Origin of the sequence: Lentzea sp. NPDC058450, from assembly GCF_042721395.1 — a bacterium.
In the GTDB taxonomy this organism is placed as follows: Bacteria; Actinomycetota; Actinomycetes; order Mycobacteriales; family Pseudonocardiaceae; genus Lentzea.
In genome coordinates, this window is sequence record NZ_JBHXLO010000018.1 from 109382 (window position 1) to 124185 (window position 14804).

Consider the following 14804-nt stretch of genomic DNA (forward strand, 5'->3'; position numbering starts at 1 on the left):
AGGCTCTCGCTCCGCTGCCGGTGCTCCTGGCCCCAGCAGCCCCACGCGCAGGACAGGTGCCGAACATTCGCCGCGGGTGGGGCCATCCGCGTCGGGGGCTTTGTTCGGGGCTTTGACCAAGGGGTAGGAGACTCACCTTGAAAGGCCATTCCTCAATCCACTGGCGAACAGAGGCGAACTGCCTCAAGTGTGACAAGATCGGGCTTTGTTCGACCGTCGGCCGCTGCCTCGCGGAGAGCACGGGAGCAGCTCGGATCACGTCCGTCGCCAAGGCAGTGGACTACATGATCGAACATCTCGCGGAGCCGATCCAGCTGAGCGACGTGGCCCGGGCGGGAACGCTGAGCCCGTTTCACTTCCACCGGATCTTCAGAGATGTCACGACCACGACACCGGCGCGTTTTCTCACTTCGTTGCGAATGGCGGAGGCGCGTCGACTTCTGCTGGTGACGCAGAAGACCGTGACCGATGTGTGCACTTCGATCGGGTATTCCAGCCTCGGCACGTTCATCAGTCAGTTCGGCAAGCTCACCGGCTTGTCGCCCCGGCGGTTTCGCTGCGTGATCGAGCAGATCGGCCAAATACCGATCGAGGCGCTCGTGGAGGCGGGCCCGGAGCCGGCGGCGGCCTCCGGGCCCATCGGCGCGGTGACGGGCACGCACGGGGAGCCGTGCCACGCGTTGCTCGGGTTGTTCCGGCTGAACCGCCCGCAGGAGCTGCCCACGATGTTCCAGGTGATCACGACCAACCGGCTCGCCGCGCTGCCGCCGGTGCCGGACGGGGACTACGAGCCGATCGCGGTGGCGGTGGGCCCGTCCGCGACGGTGCGGGACGTCCTCGCCACCCCGATCGGCGTGCTCGGCCGCGTCGGTTTCGGGCTGTCCCCCGTGACGGTGGCCGGCGGACGGTGCCGCCACCCGTTCCAGGTCGCGCTGCGCAGGCAGCGCCGGTTCGACCCGCCGATCGAGTTCACGCGGCCGTTGTTGTCCCTCGCACGCCGGCGCGTTCTCCGCATCTCGCACTCCACTCCCGCCATCGGGTGACCCGGCCCCGTCGCGGCTCTCCGCCCTGACCTCTCGGGCGCGCACAGCTTTGCCAGCACAGAAAAGCGGGGTGAGCGGCCAGGCCGCCCACCCCGCTTCGCCGGTGCTGGGATCAGGAGTTCATCCAGTTGGTGCGGGTGCAGAACTGCACACCCGGCTCGTCCGCGATGTTGTCCTGGTTGGTGTCCACCTCGGCCTCGTGGGTCGAGTAGATGTCGAGCGAGTTGACGTCGATCTTGCCGTCGCCGTCCCAGTCCATCAGCTTGCCCTTGAACGTGCCCGTGATGTAGGCGTTCGCCATCGGGCCGGTCGGGGTGTCCAGCGTGCCGAGGATGCTGTTGCCGGGGAACAGGATCTCCTCGAGCGAGCTGCCGCGCATCGTCTCGAAGTTGATGTAGCCCCACGTCTGGACGGCGCCGCGGACGTAGCGGATCGCGGGCTTGCCCTTGATCTCCATCAGCGGGTCGGTGGTCCACTCGCCGGACCGCTTGGCGGAGACCATCTCGTTGCGGTGGCCCAGCGTGTCGTTGTCCGCCTGGCCCGACAGGAAGATCGGGCGCAGCCCGCGCGACTCGAAGAAGAAGCTGCCCCGGCCCGCGCTGGCGTGGTTGGTCACGCCGCGGAACAGGAAGTTCTCCACGTGCGGGGTGCCGTCGTCGTGCAGGCCCGCCAGGTTCTTGCTGATGACCAGCTGGTGGTCACGGGTGGCGGAGTTCGGGCAGGCGTGCGCCTGGCCGTAGCTGCGCGCGAGGCCCTGGGGCGCAAGGGAGATCTTGCCCCAGTGGCGGCCGGTGTCGTCCAGCCGCACGTACACGTCGACGTCGATGTTGAGCAGGATCGTCTCGTCGAACGTGCGGTCCGGGTCCTGCTTCCACGAACGGCTGTCGAACGAGGGCAGCCCGGTCGTGAGCTCCGAGGCGAACAGCCGGGCCCACTCGCCGACGTCGGCGTCGTCGTCGTTGATGAAGCTCTGCAACGCCTTCAGCGCGCGGGGCCCACCGATCTTCTCCAGTGCCCACAGCGCGTTCCAGCGGACCTCGCGGACGCTGTCCGTCCTGATCGCCTCGGTGAGCAGGTCGACCGCGCCCGGCAGACCGCGGTCCACGTACTGGAACAGCGACTGCTCCCGGATCATCGGGTCGCGGTGGTTCAGCGCCTCCTGCGCGACCTGCTCGTCCGTGCGGACGTCGAGCCGGATCGCGGTCCGCTTGAGGAACTCGCCGAAATCACTGTTGAGACGTGCGGGGTCACCCTGGAGGTAGTGATCCCAGACAGGAGCCTGTGCCTCTACACCGCTTACCTGTCCCAGATCGACAGACTCAAGTGCCATGCCGGTCATCCTTTCCGAACCGCTCAGCAACATTGGCTCTAACTGCGGACGCAAGTAAGCCCTGACCAGCAGGGACTGCGCGCTGGCCAGCTACTCGACAATCCGCTTGTCGCGTTGAGGACTTTTATCCCGGGCGAGCGAATCGATTTCCAGGACCGCTCTCCAACGCTGACTCCACTAAAGCCGGGTTGACGGTGCCAGTCAACGGAGTGCGCCAATCGAGCAATCGAGCGTAAAAACGTCCGAAAATGCCCTTATACCAAGTCCCTGGCGCCGTCCTGACGCCGTCTGGTGACCCCTGCTCGGTCCAGCAGCCCGAGCAGCGGGACGGCCGTGCGACGGGTCGTGTCCCACGCCTCGCGGGCCTGGCTGACGGTGAACGGGCCGGTGAGGCCTCGCAGGACCTCGGCGGCGCGGTGGTCCGCTCCGGGCAGCAGGACCACGCCCGGGGCGAGCTGGAGAAGCCTGCCTGCCCGGACGGCGGCGGCGAGTTCCGGTGGGCGCAGGCCGGCCGCGGCGAGCTGCCGGGACTCCGGGGCGCGGAATGGGTTCCGGCGCAGGGATTTCGTCAGCTCGGCGAGTGCTGTTTCGACTTTCTCCGGCAAGTTCCGGCGGATTGCTGCGTTGTCCTCTGTGGACGGGGTGGCGCGGAGGAGTTCGCGGGTGATTTCGGGGGACGGGAGGTTCAGACGATCGGTGAGGACGGGGAGGGGGATGTCGGGGGTCAGGGGCCGTTCGGTGCGCCAGCGGTCCAGTTCGGCCGGGACGCGGGCGACGAGGTCGGCCCAGGCGGCCGGATCCGCGAGCCAACCGGGGGTGGGCGAGTAGCCCGTGGGTGTGGTGGCGAGGCTGCCGGTCACGGGGTGGCCGGTGACTGGCAGGCCGATCGCACGGAAGTCGCCTGGCCGCAGGAATCGCTTCCTCCGCACCAGATCCGCCGCCAGTTCCGTCGGCTCCGCCGAGGCGAGCGCGACGAGTTCCGCTCCCCGGCGCTCGGCCGCTCCCCTCCTGGCGAGCTCCTCCGGCACCACGTCGACCACGACCGCCCCGACCGGCGGCCCGCTCCCGCCCGGATCCCGCAGCAGCAGCCGATCTCCCGGCCGCACCGGCAACTCGCACTCGGCGCGCAACCGGGCCGCCCCCTCCCCCAACGCGCGCACCCGCACCGGCACCGCCGCCGTCCCGATGTGCAGCGTCAGGGCGGGACTGCGCGGACGCTCGCGCACCAGCACGTCGAACTCCGCCACCGGCCGCCACACCTCGGCCACCAGGGCGTCTCCCCTGCGCACGTCCACGCGGGTGCCGGCCAGGTTCACCGCCACCCTGCGAACCGGACGGGCGACCGCGACCGGCCGTTCGCACACCTGCAGGCCCCGCACCCGCAGCGGCCGGCCGGTGCGGACGCACCTCAGGCGGTCCCCCAGGCGCAGCGTGCCGCCGGTCAGGGTCGCGGTGACCACGGTGCCCGCGCCGGCCACCGTGAACGACCGGTCGACCCAGAGGCGCACGTCGGCGGCGTCGTCCGCCTCCTCGTCCTGGTGCGCGACGAGGGTGTCCAGGGCGTGCCGCAGAGAAGGCAGGCCTTCGCCGGTCAGTGCGCTCACCGCGCACGCCGGGGCGGACGCCAGGGACGTGCCTGCCAGCTCGTGGCGGGCGGCGGCGAGGGCCGGGGCCGGGTCGGCCCGGTCGGATTTCGTGACGACGAGCAGGCCCGCGGTGGTGCCGAGGGCGTCGAGGCCCGCCAGGTGTTCGGCCGACTGGGCTTGCCAGCCCTCGTCGGCGGCCACCACGAACAGGACGGCCGGGGCCGGGGCGGCGCCCGCCAGCATCGTGGACACGAGGCGGCGGTGGCCAGGTGCGTCTACGAAGGACACCTCGGTGTCGCTGGGGAGGCGGGTCCAGACGAAGCCGAGTCCGATGCTCATGCCCCTGGCGCGTTCCTCACGCCAGCGGTCGGGTTCGCTGCCGGTGAGGGCTTTGACCAGCGCCGACTTGCCGTGGTCCACGTGGCCCGCCGTCACGATCACCGGCACGGCGCGGCCACGGCGAGGACGGCGCGGGCGAGGGCGTGGTCGTCGGCCGGGTCGACGGTGCGCAGGTCCAGCAGGCAGCGGCCGGACTCGATCCGGCCCACCACCCGGTGCGCGCGCAGAGGAGCGGCGAAGCGTTCCGGCAACGAGACCGCGCGGCTGGGCACGCGGACGCCGGGAGCCGCGCCACCGCCGACCACCGCGATCGACTCGACCACCTCGGCATCGCTCATCCCCGCTGCCAGAGCGACAGCGCGCCGTTCCAGCGAAGTCACGTCCGCGGACAGCATGGCGAGCACCGGAGATGGCGCGCGCAGAGTGGCTTCCAGGGCGGCCAGCACCAGCTTTCCGGCTCTCAGGGCGCGGGCCGCCGGATGGCGCCGCAGCGTGCCGATCAGGTCGGCGGAACCCAGCAGCAGACCGGCTTGCGGGCCTCCCAGCAGCTTGTCCCCGCTCGCCGTCACCAGGGCGGCGCCGGCGCGCAACGCCGTGGTGGCATCGGGTTCGTCCGGCAGCAGCGGGTCCGGCGTCAGCAGGCCCGACCCGATGTCGACGACCACGGGAACCCCGCAGCCCGCGAGCGAGGCGACGGACGCGGCGGACGTGAAGCCCTCCACGCGGAAGTTCGACGGGTGCACCTTCAGCACGAAGGCGGTGTCCGGGCCGATGGCGGAGAGGTAGTCGCGGGCCGTGGTGCGGTTGGTCGTGCCGACCTCGCGCAGCCGGGCGCCGCCGGACTCCAGCAGTGCGGGGATGCGGAAGCCGTCGCCGATCTCCACCAGCTCGCCCCGGCTGATCACGATCTCGCGGCCGGGAGCCAGCGCGAGCGCGCACAGCAGCAGGGCGGCGGCGTTGTTGTTCACGACGTGGACCGCGCCCGCGTCCGGCACCAGGGCACCCAACGCCGCCAGCGCTCCCCTGCCGCGCGGTGCCCTGCGTCCCGTCGCGAGGTCGAACTCCACGTCCGTCCAGCCGGAGGCGGCCAGCAGCGCCGCGCGGGCGGGCGCCGGGAGCGGGGCCCGGCCCAGGTTGGTGTGGATCAGCACGCCGGTCGCGTTCAGCACCGGTTGGGCGCCGAGGCGTTCCAGTGCCGCGAGAACCGCGCCGGGCACCTCGGCGCCGCTCACCAGGCCCGCCCGCGCGTCCGCCTGGGCCGTGTGGATGGCCGCCTTCACCGCCGCACGGCCGTGCACCGCGACGGCCTCCCGCAACGGGGACGCCGACAGCAGAGCGCCGGTGCTCGGGATCGTGCGCCGCGCCATGCGAGCCTCCACCGTCGGGATGTGGCGGAGGCGGACGGGAATCGAACCCGCCGGCGGCAGGTCCTGCCGCCCGTCGGTGTTGAAGACCGCGCCGGTCACCAGACCGGTGACGCCTCCCCGCGCGTCCCAGGATCGGCAAGACAGCGGAACATCGACTTCTCCTGCCTTGCCAAGGTCGGATCATGACGAGGCTGACCCAGACCGCCGCGGGCGGCGGATGTGCGTGCAAGATCCCCCCTGGCGAGCTGGAAAGCCTGCTGGCCAAGGCATTGCCGGCGTTCCCCGGCCTGCTCGTGGGCGCCGGCGACGACGCGGCGGCCATCCGGATCGACGGCGACCGGGCGGTGCTGTCGACGATCGACTTCTTCACGCCTGTGGTCGACGACCCGCGCGACTGGGGACGCATCGCCGCCGCCAACGCGCTGTCGGACGTCTACGCGATGGGCGGTGACCCGGTGCTCGCCGTCAACCTCCTGTGCTGGCCCAGGACGACGCTGCCGCTGGAGATCGCGGCCGAGGTCCTCGGCGGTGGCGCGGAGATCGCGGCACAGGCCCGGTGCCCGGTCGCGGGCGGGCACAGCATCGACGACCCCGAACCCAAGTACGGCATGGCCGTCACCGGCATCGCGCACCCGGACCGCCTGCTGCGCAACGACTCCGGCACGCCCGGCACGCCGCTCTCGCTCACGAAGCCGCTCGGCGTCGGCGTCCTCAACACCCGGCACAAGGCGACCGGCGAGGTGTTCCCGCACGCCGTCGCGGCCATGGTCACCCTGAACGCGCGGGCGTCGAAGGCCGCGATCGACGCGGGAATCCGTTGTGGCACCGACGTCACCGGCTTCGGGCTGCTCGGCCACGCCCTGGAGATCGCGAGGGCGAGCGACCTCACCGCCGTGATCGACTCCGCCGCGATCCCGTTCCTCGACGGCGCGCGGGAGGCGGTCAGGGACGGCTACGTCAGCGGCGGCACGAGGCGGAACCTCGACTGGGTCCGTCCCCACGCCGACCTGAGCACCGACGAGACCACGACCCTTCTGCTGGCCGACGCCCAGACGTCGGGCGGCCTGCTGCTGGCGGGCGAGATCCCCGGAGCACCGGTGATCGGCGAGCTCGTCGCCCGCCGCGAGCACCTGGTCGAGGTCCGCTGATCTGTCCGGTTTGCCGGTTCCTCCGATCGGGCTACCTCATTTGACAAATGAAATTGTCAATTGAACGATGGCTCCATGAGCAGCGGCATCAACTACCTCGGCGAGCCGGACGCGGTGGCGGTCGTGTTGGCGCCGCTGCGCAGGAAACTCCTGGCCAGGCTGCGTGAGCCCGCTTCGGCGACCCAGCTCGCGGCGGCGCTCGACCTGCCCAGGCAGAAGGTCAACTACCACCTGCGCGCGCTGGAGACGGCGGGCCTGGTGGAGCTGGTCGAGGAACGGCAGCGGCGTGGCTGCGTCGAGCGCATCGTGCGGGCCAAACCGGGCGCGTTCGTGGTCGATCCGACGGTGCTCAGTCACGAGGACGACACCGCCCAGCGCGACCGCGTCCAGGACCAGTACGCGGCCGAGCACCTCGTCGACGTCGCGGCGGCCACCGTCCGCGACGTCGCACGGATGCAGGTGAAGGCGGACGAGGCCGGCAAGCGCCTGCTCACGTTCACCGCCGAGACCGAGGTGCGGTTCGCGAGCCCCGCCGCCGTGCACAGGTTCACCGACGAGCTGACCGAGGCCGTGCGCGAGATCGCGGCCCGGTACGACACGCCGGACGGACGCCCGTACCGGGTCGTCGCCGGCGGCCACCCCAGGCCATCAGAGAAGCCGAACGAACAGGGAGAGAGCGAATGAACGACGTCCAGGCCACCGACACCCCGCGGCTGGAGATCCGGGTGGCGACCACGGTCGGCGCCGCCTGGCGCGCGCTGCGGGACAAGGACGTGATCAGGCAGTGGCACGCGTGGCAGTCCGGTGAGCTCGAGGCCGAGCTCGACTCGATCTACTTCACCGACGTCGTCGAGGACGAGGCGAACCACACGCTCGTCCCCAACGGCGGCGACAAGTTCGAGATCAAGGAGGACGGCGACGGCGTGCGCATCATCCTCACCCGCGCGCCGTTGAGCGGTGACGCCGAGTGGGACGCGTACTACGACGACGTCACCGAGGGCTGGACGTCGTTCCTGCACCAGCTGCGGTTCGCGTTGGAGCGCAAGCCCGGCGAGACGCGCCGCACGCTGTTCTTCGGCAACCGCGGCACGTACTCCGGCACCGTCGTCGAACGCCTGGCGCTGGACGGCGTCGGCGAGCCCGGCAGCCGCTACACCGCGACGCTCGCGGGCGAGGCCGTCGAGGGCGAGGTGTGGTTCCGCTCGGAGCACCAGCTCGGCGTGACGGTCGACGCGTGGGGCGAGGGCCTGCTGGTCATCGCGGGCACCGGCCCGTCGGCGACCGACCCGTCCGGCACGTCGATGGCGCTGCTCAGCACGTACGGCCTCGACGAGGACGGGTACTCGCTGCTGGACAAGCGCTGGTCGCAGTGGTGGTCCGAGAACACCGGCAAGTGAGGCGGGAGCACTCTCATGGCTGAGCAGACCAGTCGTGCCGGCACGATCGTCGGCCTCGACCTCACCGTCGCCGACGCGCCCGGTGTCCGCGACTTCTACGCCTCGGTGATCGGCTGGGTGTCGGAGCCGCTGAACATGGGCTCGTACGACGACTACATGATGCTGGCGAACGGCGAACCGGTCGCGGGCGTTTGCCACCGGTCGGGCGGCAACGCGGACCTGCCCGCCCAGTGGCTCACCTACATCGCGGTGGACCACCTGAGGGCGAGCCTCGCCCAGGTGGCCGAGCACGGCGGCGAGGTCCTGCGAGCCCCGACCACCACGGCCCCCGGCGGGTTCGCGCTGATCAAGGACCCCGCGGGGGCGACGCTCGCGCTCATGCAGAACCCGTACGCGCGGTAGCAGCGGCCAGGCCCGGGACCGCGCGGCTCCGGGCCTCACCACCCACCCCTGCCGGCGATGTCGCGGATCAGCGCGGCGCTGTGTGCGTCGTCGACGTCGAGGTTGGCGGCGATCACCTCGCACAGCATCTCGTCGGTGCCGCCGCCGATCCGGGTGAGCCGCACGTCGCGGTACATCCGGGCGAGCGGGAACTCCTCGGTGTAGCCGCGCCCGCCGAACGCCTGCAGGGCGGCGTCCACGGCGTCGGCGCAGTCGCGGGCGGCGAGCAGTTTGACGGCGGCGACGGCGGAGTGCGAGACCTCTCCCCCTTGGCCGGGGGTCGTCGCGATGTCGAGCAGCGCGGCGACGGCCTCGACCCGTGCCCAGTGCCAGGCCATGCGGTGTCTCAGCGCCTGGTGGTCGAAAAGCCTTGCATTGAAGGCTTTTCGCTCACGCATGTGCGCTGTGGCGAGCCCCATGGCGGCCCGTGCCGTGGCCACGAGCCCGGCGGCGGCCGCGATCCGTTCGAAGTCCAGCACCCGCAGGAGCTGCACGAGCCCGGCCCGCGGATTTCCCACCGGGGCGGCGTTCTCGACGTCGAGGTCGAGCACGGCGGTGTCGGCGGACTTCACGCCGAGCGTCGGCACGAACCTGTCCACTCCGGACAGTTCGACCAGGAAGAGACCGAACCGTGCCTCTTCGGTGCGCGCGAGCACCAGGCCGTGGGTCGCCCGTCCGGCGTTGGTGATGAAGCACTTGGTGCCGCGCAGCCGCCAGCGGCCGTTCTCCAGTTTCGCGGACGTCGTGATGGCCGGAACGTCGGAGCCTGCACCGGGTTCGGTCACCGCCGCACACCCGACGACGGTCCCGTCGAGCGCTTCTTGGACGATCTCGTCGTGCCCGCCCGACCGGTGCAGGGCGTGCAGGAAGACCTCGCTGTGCAGGGAGACCGCGAGCGCCGCGCCTCCGTTGTGGACGGCCAGTTCCTCGACGAGGACCCGGGCCAGCGGCAGCCCGCCGACCGGACCGGGCGCCCACCGCTCCCGGAACGCGCCCGCCGCCCCCAGCGCGCGGAACAGCTCGCGCGGCAGGTGCCCGTCCTGTTCCCAGCGCGGCATCTCGGGCACGAACCCGGCGACGACCCCGCGCACCCGCGCGCGGTAGGTCATCCCGTCTCCCGCAGCACGTCGAGGTCCGCACAGACCTCGGCCGCGACGCCGCTGACGTCCCGCCCCGCCGTGCGCACCACCCGCCACCGGCCGGCCATCGCCAGCAGGTGTCCGCGAACGTCGCTCTGGTACCTCACGAAAGCCTGCTCGGGGCTTCCGGTTCCGGCGTTCTGCGGCCCCAGCTCGCCCGGATTCACAGTGGCCATCCGCCGGGCCGCGGCCGTGGCGACAGGCGTGTCCAGAAGGAACACCCGGTCGGGCAGCCGCACGGGGGCGAACAGCGGCAGGATCTGCTCGGGCCGGTCGAAGTCGCCCTTCTCCCGCACCCCAGCCGCCGCGACCCGTGCCACGAACTTGTGGAACCACCCGTCCGCCACGACCACCTGCCCGCGCTCCAGCGCCGGCGTGATCACACACCGGTCGACCAAGGCGTAGTAGCTGGCCCTGATCAGCACCCAGTGCGGGTCACCGAGCCGGAAGTACGGCCCCCGCAACGACATCTCCTGCAACGCCCGCAGCCCGCCCAGGTACTCGGCCACGAACGGGTCGTCCGGCGCGGCGGCGTTGTGCCGCACGAGCCGGACCGCCTCACCCCGCTGCCGCAGCCGTGCCGCCACCGCCGCCGCGGTGATGGACTTGCCGGCCCCGTCGATGCCCTCCAACGCGATGAACACGACTCACCCGGCCCGGCGGTGCGGCTGCGCCCCACCGGACGTGAGCAGGTCGCGGGCCTCCTCGACGGGGAAGTCCGCGTCGAGGTAGGCACCCAGCCGGATCCAGTCGTGCCCGATCCGCAGCGTCGCCTCCCAGGCCGCGGCCGAGTCGAACGACGCGGGGAACACGTCGGCACGAACGAACTCGCGCACCCCGGCGACCAACTTGTCCAGCAGCTCGCCCCACGTCTCCCAGTCGTCGCCGGCCAGCGCCCGGTCCACGGCTCGGGCCTGCTCGGCGAGGTCCGCCGGCACCACGGACGCGAGCCGGGCCACTATCGCCGCGTCGGGCGGAAGCGGGTTCATCCCGCACGCGCTGAGCACGGCCCGGCAGGCGTGGTGCAGCAACCGGAACCCGCTCGTGCGCGCCACCTCCAGCTGACCGCCGTCGAGGGCGCCGGTGAGGTCCTCGCGGGCGTTCTCGACCATGATGTTCGACCAGACCTGGGCCATCCCGGCGGCCGCGAACCGCCTGGCGGGCAACGGAACGAGCGCCAGCTGCCCGGCCGCGGAGTGCTCGGCGGGCTCCGGGTCCGGTGCCACCTGCCCGGCCGCGGACCGCTCGGCAGGCACCAGGACCCGCGCCACGTGCCCAGGCGCGGCGCCGCCGGAGAGGTCGAGCACCGGGGTGCGGGTGGACGGCGGTGGCGTGACCGGCTCGGCGGGGGCCCAGGGCTGGGCGGTGGCGATCGGTCCGTCGCCACCCCAGACGAGGTCGATCAGGCCGCACCGGTGGAACTCGGCCAACGCATCGCCGCTCGTCGCCGCGAGCAACCGTCCTGGCGTGCCGCCGCCCGCCGGTCCCAGCGCACCGCCCGCTCCCTCCCCGAGCGGCCGTCCCGGCGCGATCGAGCGCCACACCCGTGCCGCGTCCGCGCCCAGCACGAACACGTCCGCCCGATCCCTCACGACGTGCAGCCGGTCGCCGATCGGCCAGGTCGTGACTCCGCGCCGCAGCCCCACCGCGACCTCACGCCCGTCCGCCGCACACCCGGCGACCCCGAAGTCCGCCACCAGCAAGGCCCGCTCGGCCACCGAGCCACCGGCCCGCAGCCGGTCCCGCAGCCCGGCCGCCTCCGCGTGACCACCGGCGATCAGCCGGTCGAACTGCCGGTCGAGCCACTTGGGTTCCAGGTAGGTCTCGCCGCGCGCGGCGAGCCACGACTTGGCCGCGTGCCGGACGGCGAGCGCGGCCCACCCGTCGGCCTCCGGCTGGCCCAGCACGTGCGACGCCACCGCGTGCCGCATCGCCTGCCTGCTGTGGCGGCCGTACCACCCGGACACCACCTCGGCCAGGGACAGCGGGAAGTCGCGCGCCCGCCGCACGATGTCGTTGTCCCGCAGCACGACCGCGCCGAGCAGCCGCTGACACCGGTCGAGCAACGCCGCCGGCAGCGTCCCGAGGTCGTACAGCGGAACGGCGTCCAGCTGGGCCCGCACCTGGCGCAGCGACCGGGTGCGCACCTCGACCCGCCGTCCCTGCACGAACACGATCGTCGGCATGGTCGGGTGCTCGTGGTCGTCGTCGGCCAGCAGCAGGAAGTCGATGTCCGACGACGAGTTCCCGAAGCCCTCCGCGATCGACCCCTCCAGCACCGCGCCGCATCCCGGCGGCGCTTCCACGAGTTCCAGGGTCTCGTCGAGCAGCGACGTGAGCCGCTCCAGGCTGATGATCACGACTCCTCCGGCCCCGACAGCACCCGGATCACGCCGGTGGCGCCGTCGACGTCGAGCCGCATGCCGTCCCGCACCCGCGTGGTGAGTCCCGGCACCTGCACCACGGTCGGCACGCCCAGTTCGCGGGCGACGATCGCGACGTGGGTCAGGGGACTTCCGCGTTCCACCAGCAGGCCGGAGGCGGACGGCAGCCACGCCACCCAGCCCGGGTCGGTGCGGTAGGTGACGAGGATGTCGCCGCCGGCCTCGGACGGCAGGTCGACGACCCGCGCCTGCCCCTGCACGCGGCCTGGTCCGGCGGGCACGCCCGTGAGCTCGGCTCCGGCGGCGGCCGCGGTCCCGCCGGGGACGGCACGCGCCCACGCGACGCGGTTCGCCTGCGTGCCCACCGCGCCCTTCGTGGTGAAGCGTGACGGCGCGGTCAGCAGCGCGTCCTGCTCGGCGGTCGCCTTGCGGGACCTCACCAGAGCCCGCAGGTCGGTGTCCACCGCGGACGCGTCGAAGCAGCCGCCGATCTCCTCCAGGTACAGCCAGAAGACGTCCTCGGGTTCGTCGAGCAACCCCAGCTCGGCGAACCTGCGGCCGATCGCGCGGATCATCACCTTCGCCGTGCCGAACGCGCGGGTGCGGCAGAACCGGATCCGCTCGCGCAGTTCCAGCGCCCGGCGCACCTTGCCGCGCACCCGTTCGTAGACCTGCCTCTTCGCCGGGCTCAGCGTCGCCAGCACCGCGTCGGCGTCTGCCCGTCCGGCAGTGCTCTCGACCGCCGCGACAGCGGCGCGCAGCATCGGGAAGAACGTCGCCGGATCGTCCCGCAGGCTCGGCGACTCCAGCTTCAGCTCGTCGAGGCTCCGGTCGCCGTACCGTTGCACGTAGTCATCCACATAGGACACGAAGGTCGCGAAACCCGCTGACACCAACGCGTCCCGCGCGTGCTCGGGCGGCGCCTCGGTGACCAGTGCGCGCAACGAGTCGTCGGCCCGCACCATCGCCGCCAGCTCGGCGATGCGGTGCGCGGGCCCCGCCGACTCGACCGAGTTCGCCGGGCCCGCGACCGCCCAGGTGAACCACATCGGCGCGTCCGGCAACCACCTGCGGTTGAGCGCCTGCAGGGTCCCGAACGACAACCCGATCACGGCGTCGAGCACCGCGACCCGCCCCCACCGCGCGACGAGCGTGCGTTCGAGCGCCTGGTAACGCCGGTAGACCTGATCCGCGGTCAGCGAGTCGTAGTCCGTGGCGCCGAACTCCTCGTAGGTGCGGTAGAAGTCGGCGATGAACCGCTCGCCGGTGCGTTCGATCAGCGCGAACCGGCTCGCGAACCGCACCCGCGACCGCGCCGTCCGCAGCACCTCCTCGGCCCGCGACCCGAACGTGAACGGGTGCAGGCCGTCCGCCAGCTCCGGATCGAGCGACTCCTCGACCCCGAGCGTCAGCTCCAGGCTTCGCCGCCCCAGCCGGTACAACGGCGCGAGCCGCACCAGCCGGTACCAGTTGAGCAGGTTGTAGTAGACCCGCCCGTGGAAGTACCCGAGCAGCGCCGGCAACCACTCCTGCGCCTGCACCAGCTGCGCGTCGCCGACCTTCAGCTCCCGGCAGTACTCCTCGTACACCCGCTGGTAGACCCGCCGCGCGAAGCTGTACGTCAGCGGCGACGTCATCCCGCGGAAGCTCTCGATGATGTTGGAGTTGTCCCACACGTGCAGCTCGCCGCGGTCGCCGAGCCCGGCGGTGATCGACCGGCTCTGCAACACCCACAGCGTGCCGTCCGCCATCGCCCACTCGACGTCCTGTGGCCCGCCGCGGGCCCGTTCGATCCGCCCGGCCAGCTCCCCGAGCGCCCGCAGCTCACCGTCGTTCAGCGCCAGCGACCCCCTGGCCGCCGGGGCGGTCTCGGTGACCCGGCACCCGCCGCCCACGTCCGGGTCGTACCTCTCCCGCTTCTCCCCCACCGTGACCTGCAGAACCCGGCCGGCGTCGTCGAGCACGACGGTGTCGGCGTCCACCGCCCCGCCGACCAGCCCTTCCCCGAGCCCGAACACGGCGCTCACCACGCGTTCGGACCGCTCACCCGACATCGGGTTGGCCGTGAACAGCACGCCGCTCTTCTCCGCGCGCACCAGCCGTTGCACGATCACCGCCATGCCCGCTCCCCCCACCGGCAACCCGTGCGCGAGCCGATAGGCCAACGCCCGCGCCGAATACGCCCCGGCCCAGCACCTCCGCACGTGCTCGGCCACCGCGTCCGGCCCGACGTTGAGGAACGTGTCGAACTGCCCGGCGAAGGAGAACTTCGGCCCGTCCTCGTCGAGCCCGGACGACCGCACGGCCACCGGCCCGCCGACCGCTTCAACGGCGGCCTCAACCTCGCTCAGCACTTCAGGCGAGAGCGGCGTGTCCAGGATCGCGGCCGAGATCTCCGCCGAGACGGCCTCGGCGGTCTCCGGGGTGAGACCGAGCATGGCGGCCTCGACGCGCTCGGCGAGTCCGGTGGAGGTGAGGTGCCGGCGCAGCACGTCCGCGCCGATCACCCGCCACGGCGGCACCACGAACCCGGCGTCGGCGAGTTCGCGCAACCCGCGAGCCTTGGCTCCGGCCAGTTCGCTCTCCCGTGCCACGGCGGTCATGACCGCACTCCCCCCAGGCCACCTTCT

The 14804-nt window shown here is 72.3% G+C and carries 12 protein-coding genes and 1 tRNA gene; 5 read left to right on the forward strand and 8 right to left on the reverse strand.

Features of this window, described 5'->3' with window-relative positions; all coding sequences use genetic code 11:
* The first annotated feature begins 284 nt into the window (after positions 1-284).
* On the forward strand, positions 285-1043 hold the full coding sequence (locus ACFWNN_RS26695; RefSeq protein ID WP_382442662.1) for a helix-turn-helix transcriptional regulator: 759 nt from the start codon (positions 285-287) through the stop codon (positions 1041-1043).
* A gap of 112 nt (positions 1044-1155) precedes the next feature.
* Here ACFWNN_RS26695 and ACFWNN_RS26700 read toward each other — a convergent pair whose 3' ends face one another.
* From ACFWNN_RS26700 to ACFWNN_RS26715, 4 genes are all read right to left on the reverse strand, one after another.
* The gene (locus ACFWNN_RS26700; RefSeq protein WP_382442663.1) at positions 1156-2373 is read right to left on the reverse strand and encodes a HEAT repeat domain-containing protein; all 1218 of its coding nucleotides are present in this window, start codon (positions 2371-2373) and stop codon (positions 1156-1158) included.
* A 254-nt stretch (positions 2374-2627) separates the two neighbouring features.
* Positions 2628-4406, reverse strand: a complete 1779-nt coding sequence (locus tag ACFWNN_RS26705; protein ID WP_382442664.1) for a SelB C-terminal domain-containing protein — start codon at positions 4404-4406, stop codon at positions 2628-2630.
* Entirely contained in the window at positions 4397-5665 is a 1269-nt protein-coding gene (gene selA, locus ACFWNN_RS26710) for an L-seryl-tRNA(Sec) selenium transferase (protein ID WP_382442665.1), read from the reverse strand. Before selA ends, ACFWNN_RS26705 begins: the two co-directional genes overlap by 10 nt.
* A gap of 22 nt (positions 5666-5687) precedes the next feature.
* Positions 5688-5782 (reverse strand) — tRNA-Sec (locus ACFWNN_RS26715).
* 65 nt (positions 5783-5847) lie between these two features.
* Between ACFWNN_RS26715 and selD the strand changes: the two genes are divergently transcribed.
* The 4 genes from selD (at position 5848) to ACFWNN_RS26735 (ending at position 8612) form a co-directional block, all read left to right on the forward strand.
* Positions 5848-6813, forward strand: coding sequence for a selenide, water dikinase SelD (selD, locus tag ACFWNN_RS26720; RefSeq protein ID WP_382442666.1), 966 nt, complete (start codon positions 5848-5850; stop codon positions 6811-6813).
* A 75-nt stretch (positions 6814-6888) separates the two neighbouring features.
* The gene (locus ACFWNN_RS26725) at positions 6889-7497 is read left to right on the forward strand and encodes a helix-turn-helix domain-containing protein (RefSeq protein WP_382442667.1); all 609 of its coding nucleotides are present in this window, start codon (positions 6889-6891) and stop codon (positions 7495-7497) included.
* Positions 7494-8210, forward strand: coding sequence for an SRPBCC domain-containing protein (locus tag ACFWNN_RS26730; protein ID WP_382442668.1), 717 nt, complete (start codon positions 7494-7496; stop codon positions 8208-8210). The genes ACFWNN_RS26725 and ACFWNN_RS26730 overlap by 4 nt, the downstream gene beginning before the upstream one ends.
* A 15-nt stretch (positions 8211-8225) precedes the next feature.
* Positions 8226-8612, forward strand: a complete 387-nt coding sequence (locus tag ACFWNN_RS26735) for a VOC family protein (protein ID WP_382442669.1) — start codon at positions 8226-8228, stop codon at positions 8610-8612.
* 35 nt (positions 8613-8647) lie between these two features.
* Here the strand turns inward: ACFWNN_RS26735 and ACFWNN_RS26740 are convergent, their stop codons facing one another.
* Genes ACFWNN_RS26740 through ACFWNN_RS26755 form a run of 4 tightly spaced genes read right to left on the reverse strand, consistent with a single transcriptional unit; the run spans position 8648 to position 14777 of the window.
* Positions 8648-9760, reverse strand: a complete 1113-nt coding sequence (locus ACFWNN_RS26740; RefSeq protein WP_382442670.1) for an acyl-CoA dehydrogenase family protein — start codon at positions 9758-9760, stop codon at positions 8648-8650.
* Positions 9757-10434: a dTMP kinase gene (locus ACFWNN_RS26745; RefSeq protein ID WP_382442671.1), complete on the reverse strand. Its 678-nt coding sequence runs from the start codon at positions 10432-10434 to the stop codon at positions 9757-9759. The genes ACFWNN_RS26740 and ACFWNN_RS26745 overlap by 4 nt, the downstream gene beginning before the upstream one ends.
* A gap of 3 nt (positions 10435-10437) precedes the next feature.
* Positions 10438-12150 (reverse strand): hypothetical protein, encoded by a 1713-nt coding sequence (locus ACFWNN_RS26750; RefSeq protein WP_382442672.1) that lies wholly within the window; start codon positions 12148-12150, stop codon positions 10438-10440.
* Positions 12147-14777 carry a phosphoenolpyruvate synthase gene (locus ACFWNN_RS26755; RefSeq protein ID WP_382442673.1) on the reverse strand — a complete coding sequence of 877 codons (2631 nt, stop codon included), beginning with the start codon at positions 14775-14777 and terminating at the stop codon, positions 12147-12149. The genes ACFWNN_RS26750 and ACFWNN_RS26755 overlap by 4 nt, the downstream gene beginning before the upstream one ends.
* Positions 14778-14804 lie beyond the last annotated feature (27 nt).

What these genes read in the sequence shown, in the direction of transcription:
- selA (WP_382442665.1), bottom strand. Translation starts at nt 5,665, where the DNA reads ATGGCGCGGCGCACGATCCCGAGCACCGGCGCTCTGCTGTCGGCGTCC.
- ACFWNN_RS26755 (WP_382442673.1), bottom strand. Translation starts at nt 14,777, where the DNA reads ATGACCGCCGTGGCACGGGAGAGCGAACTGGCCGGAGCCAAGGCTCGC.
- ACFWNN_RS26735 (WP_382442669.1), top strand. Translation starts at nt 8,226, where the DNA reads ATGGCTGAGCAGACCAGTCGTGCCGGCACGATCGTCGGCCTCGACCTC.
- ACFWNN_RS26740 (WP_382442670.1), bottom strand. Translation starts at nt 9,760, where the DNA reads ATGACCTACCGCGCGCGGGTGCGCGGGGTCGTCGCCGGGTTCGTGCCC.
- selD (WP_382442666.1), top strand. Translation starts at nt 5,848, where the DNA reads ATGACGAGGCTGACCCAGACCGCCGCGGGCGGCGGATGTGCGTGCAAG.
- ACFWNN_RS26700 (WP_382442663.1), bottom strand. Translation starts at nt 2,373, where the DNA reads ATGGCACTTGAGTCTGTCGATCTGGGACAGGTAAGCGGTGTAGAGGCA.
- ACFWNN_RS26695 (WP_382442662.1), top strand. Translation starts at nt 285, where the DNA reads ATGATCGAACATCTCGCGGAGCCGATCCAGCTGAGCGACGTGGCCCGG.
- ACFWNN_RS26725 (WP_382442667.1), top strand. Translation starts at nt 6,889, where the DNA reads ATGAGCAGCGGCATCAACTACCTCGGCGAGCCGGACGCGGTGGCGGTC.
- ACFWNN_RS26730 (WP_382442668.1), top strand. Translation starts at nt 7,494, where the DNA reads ATGAACGACGTCCAGGCCACCGACACCCCGCGGCTGGAGATCCGGGTG.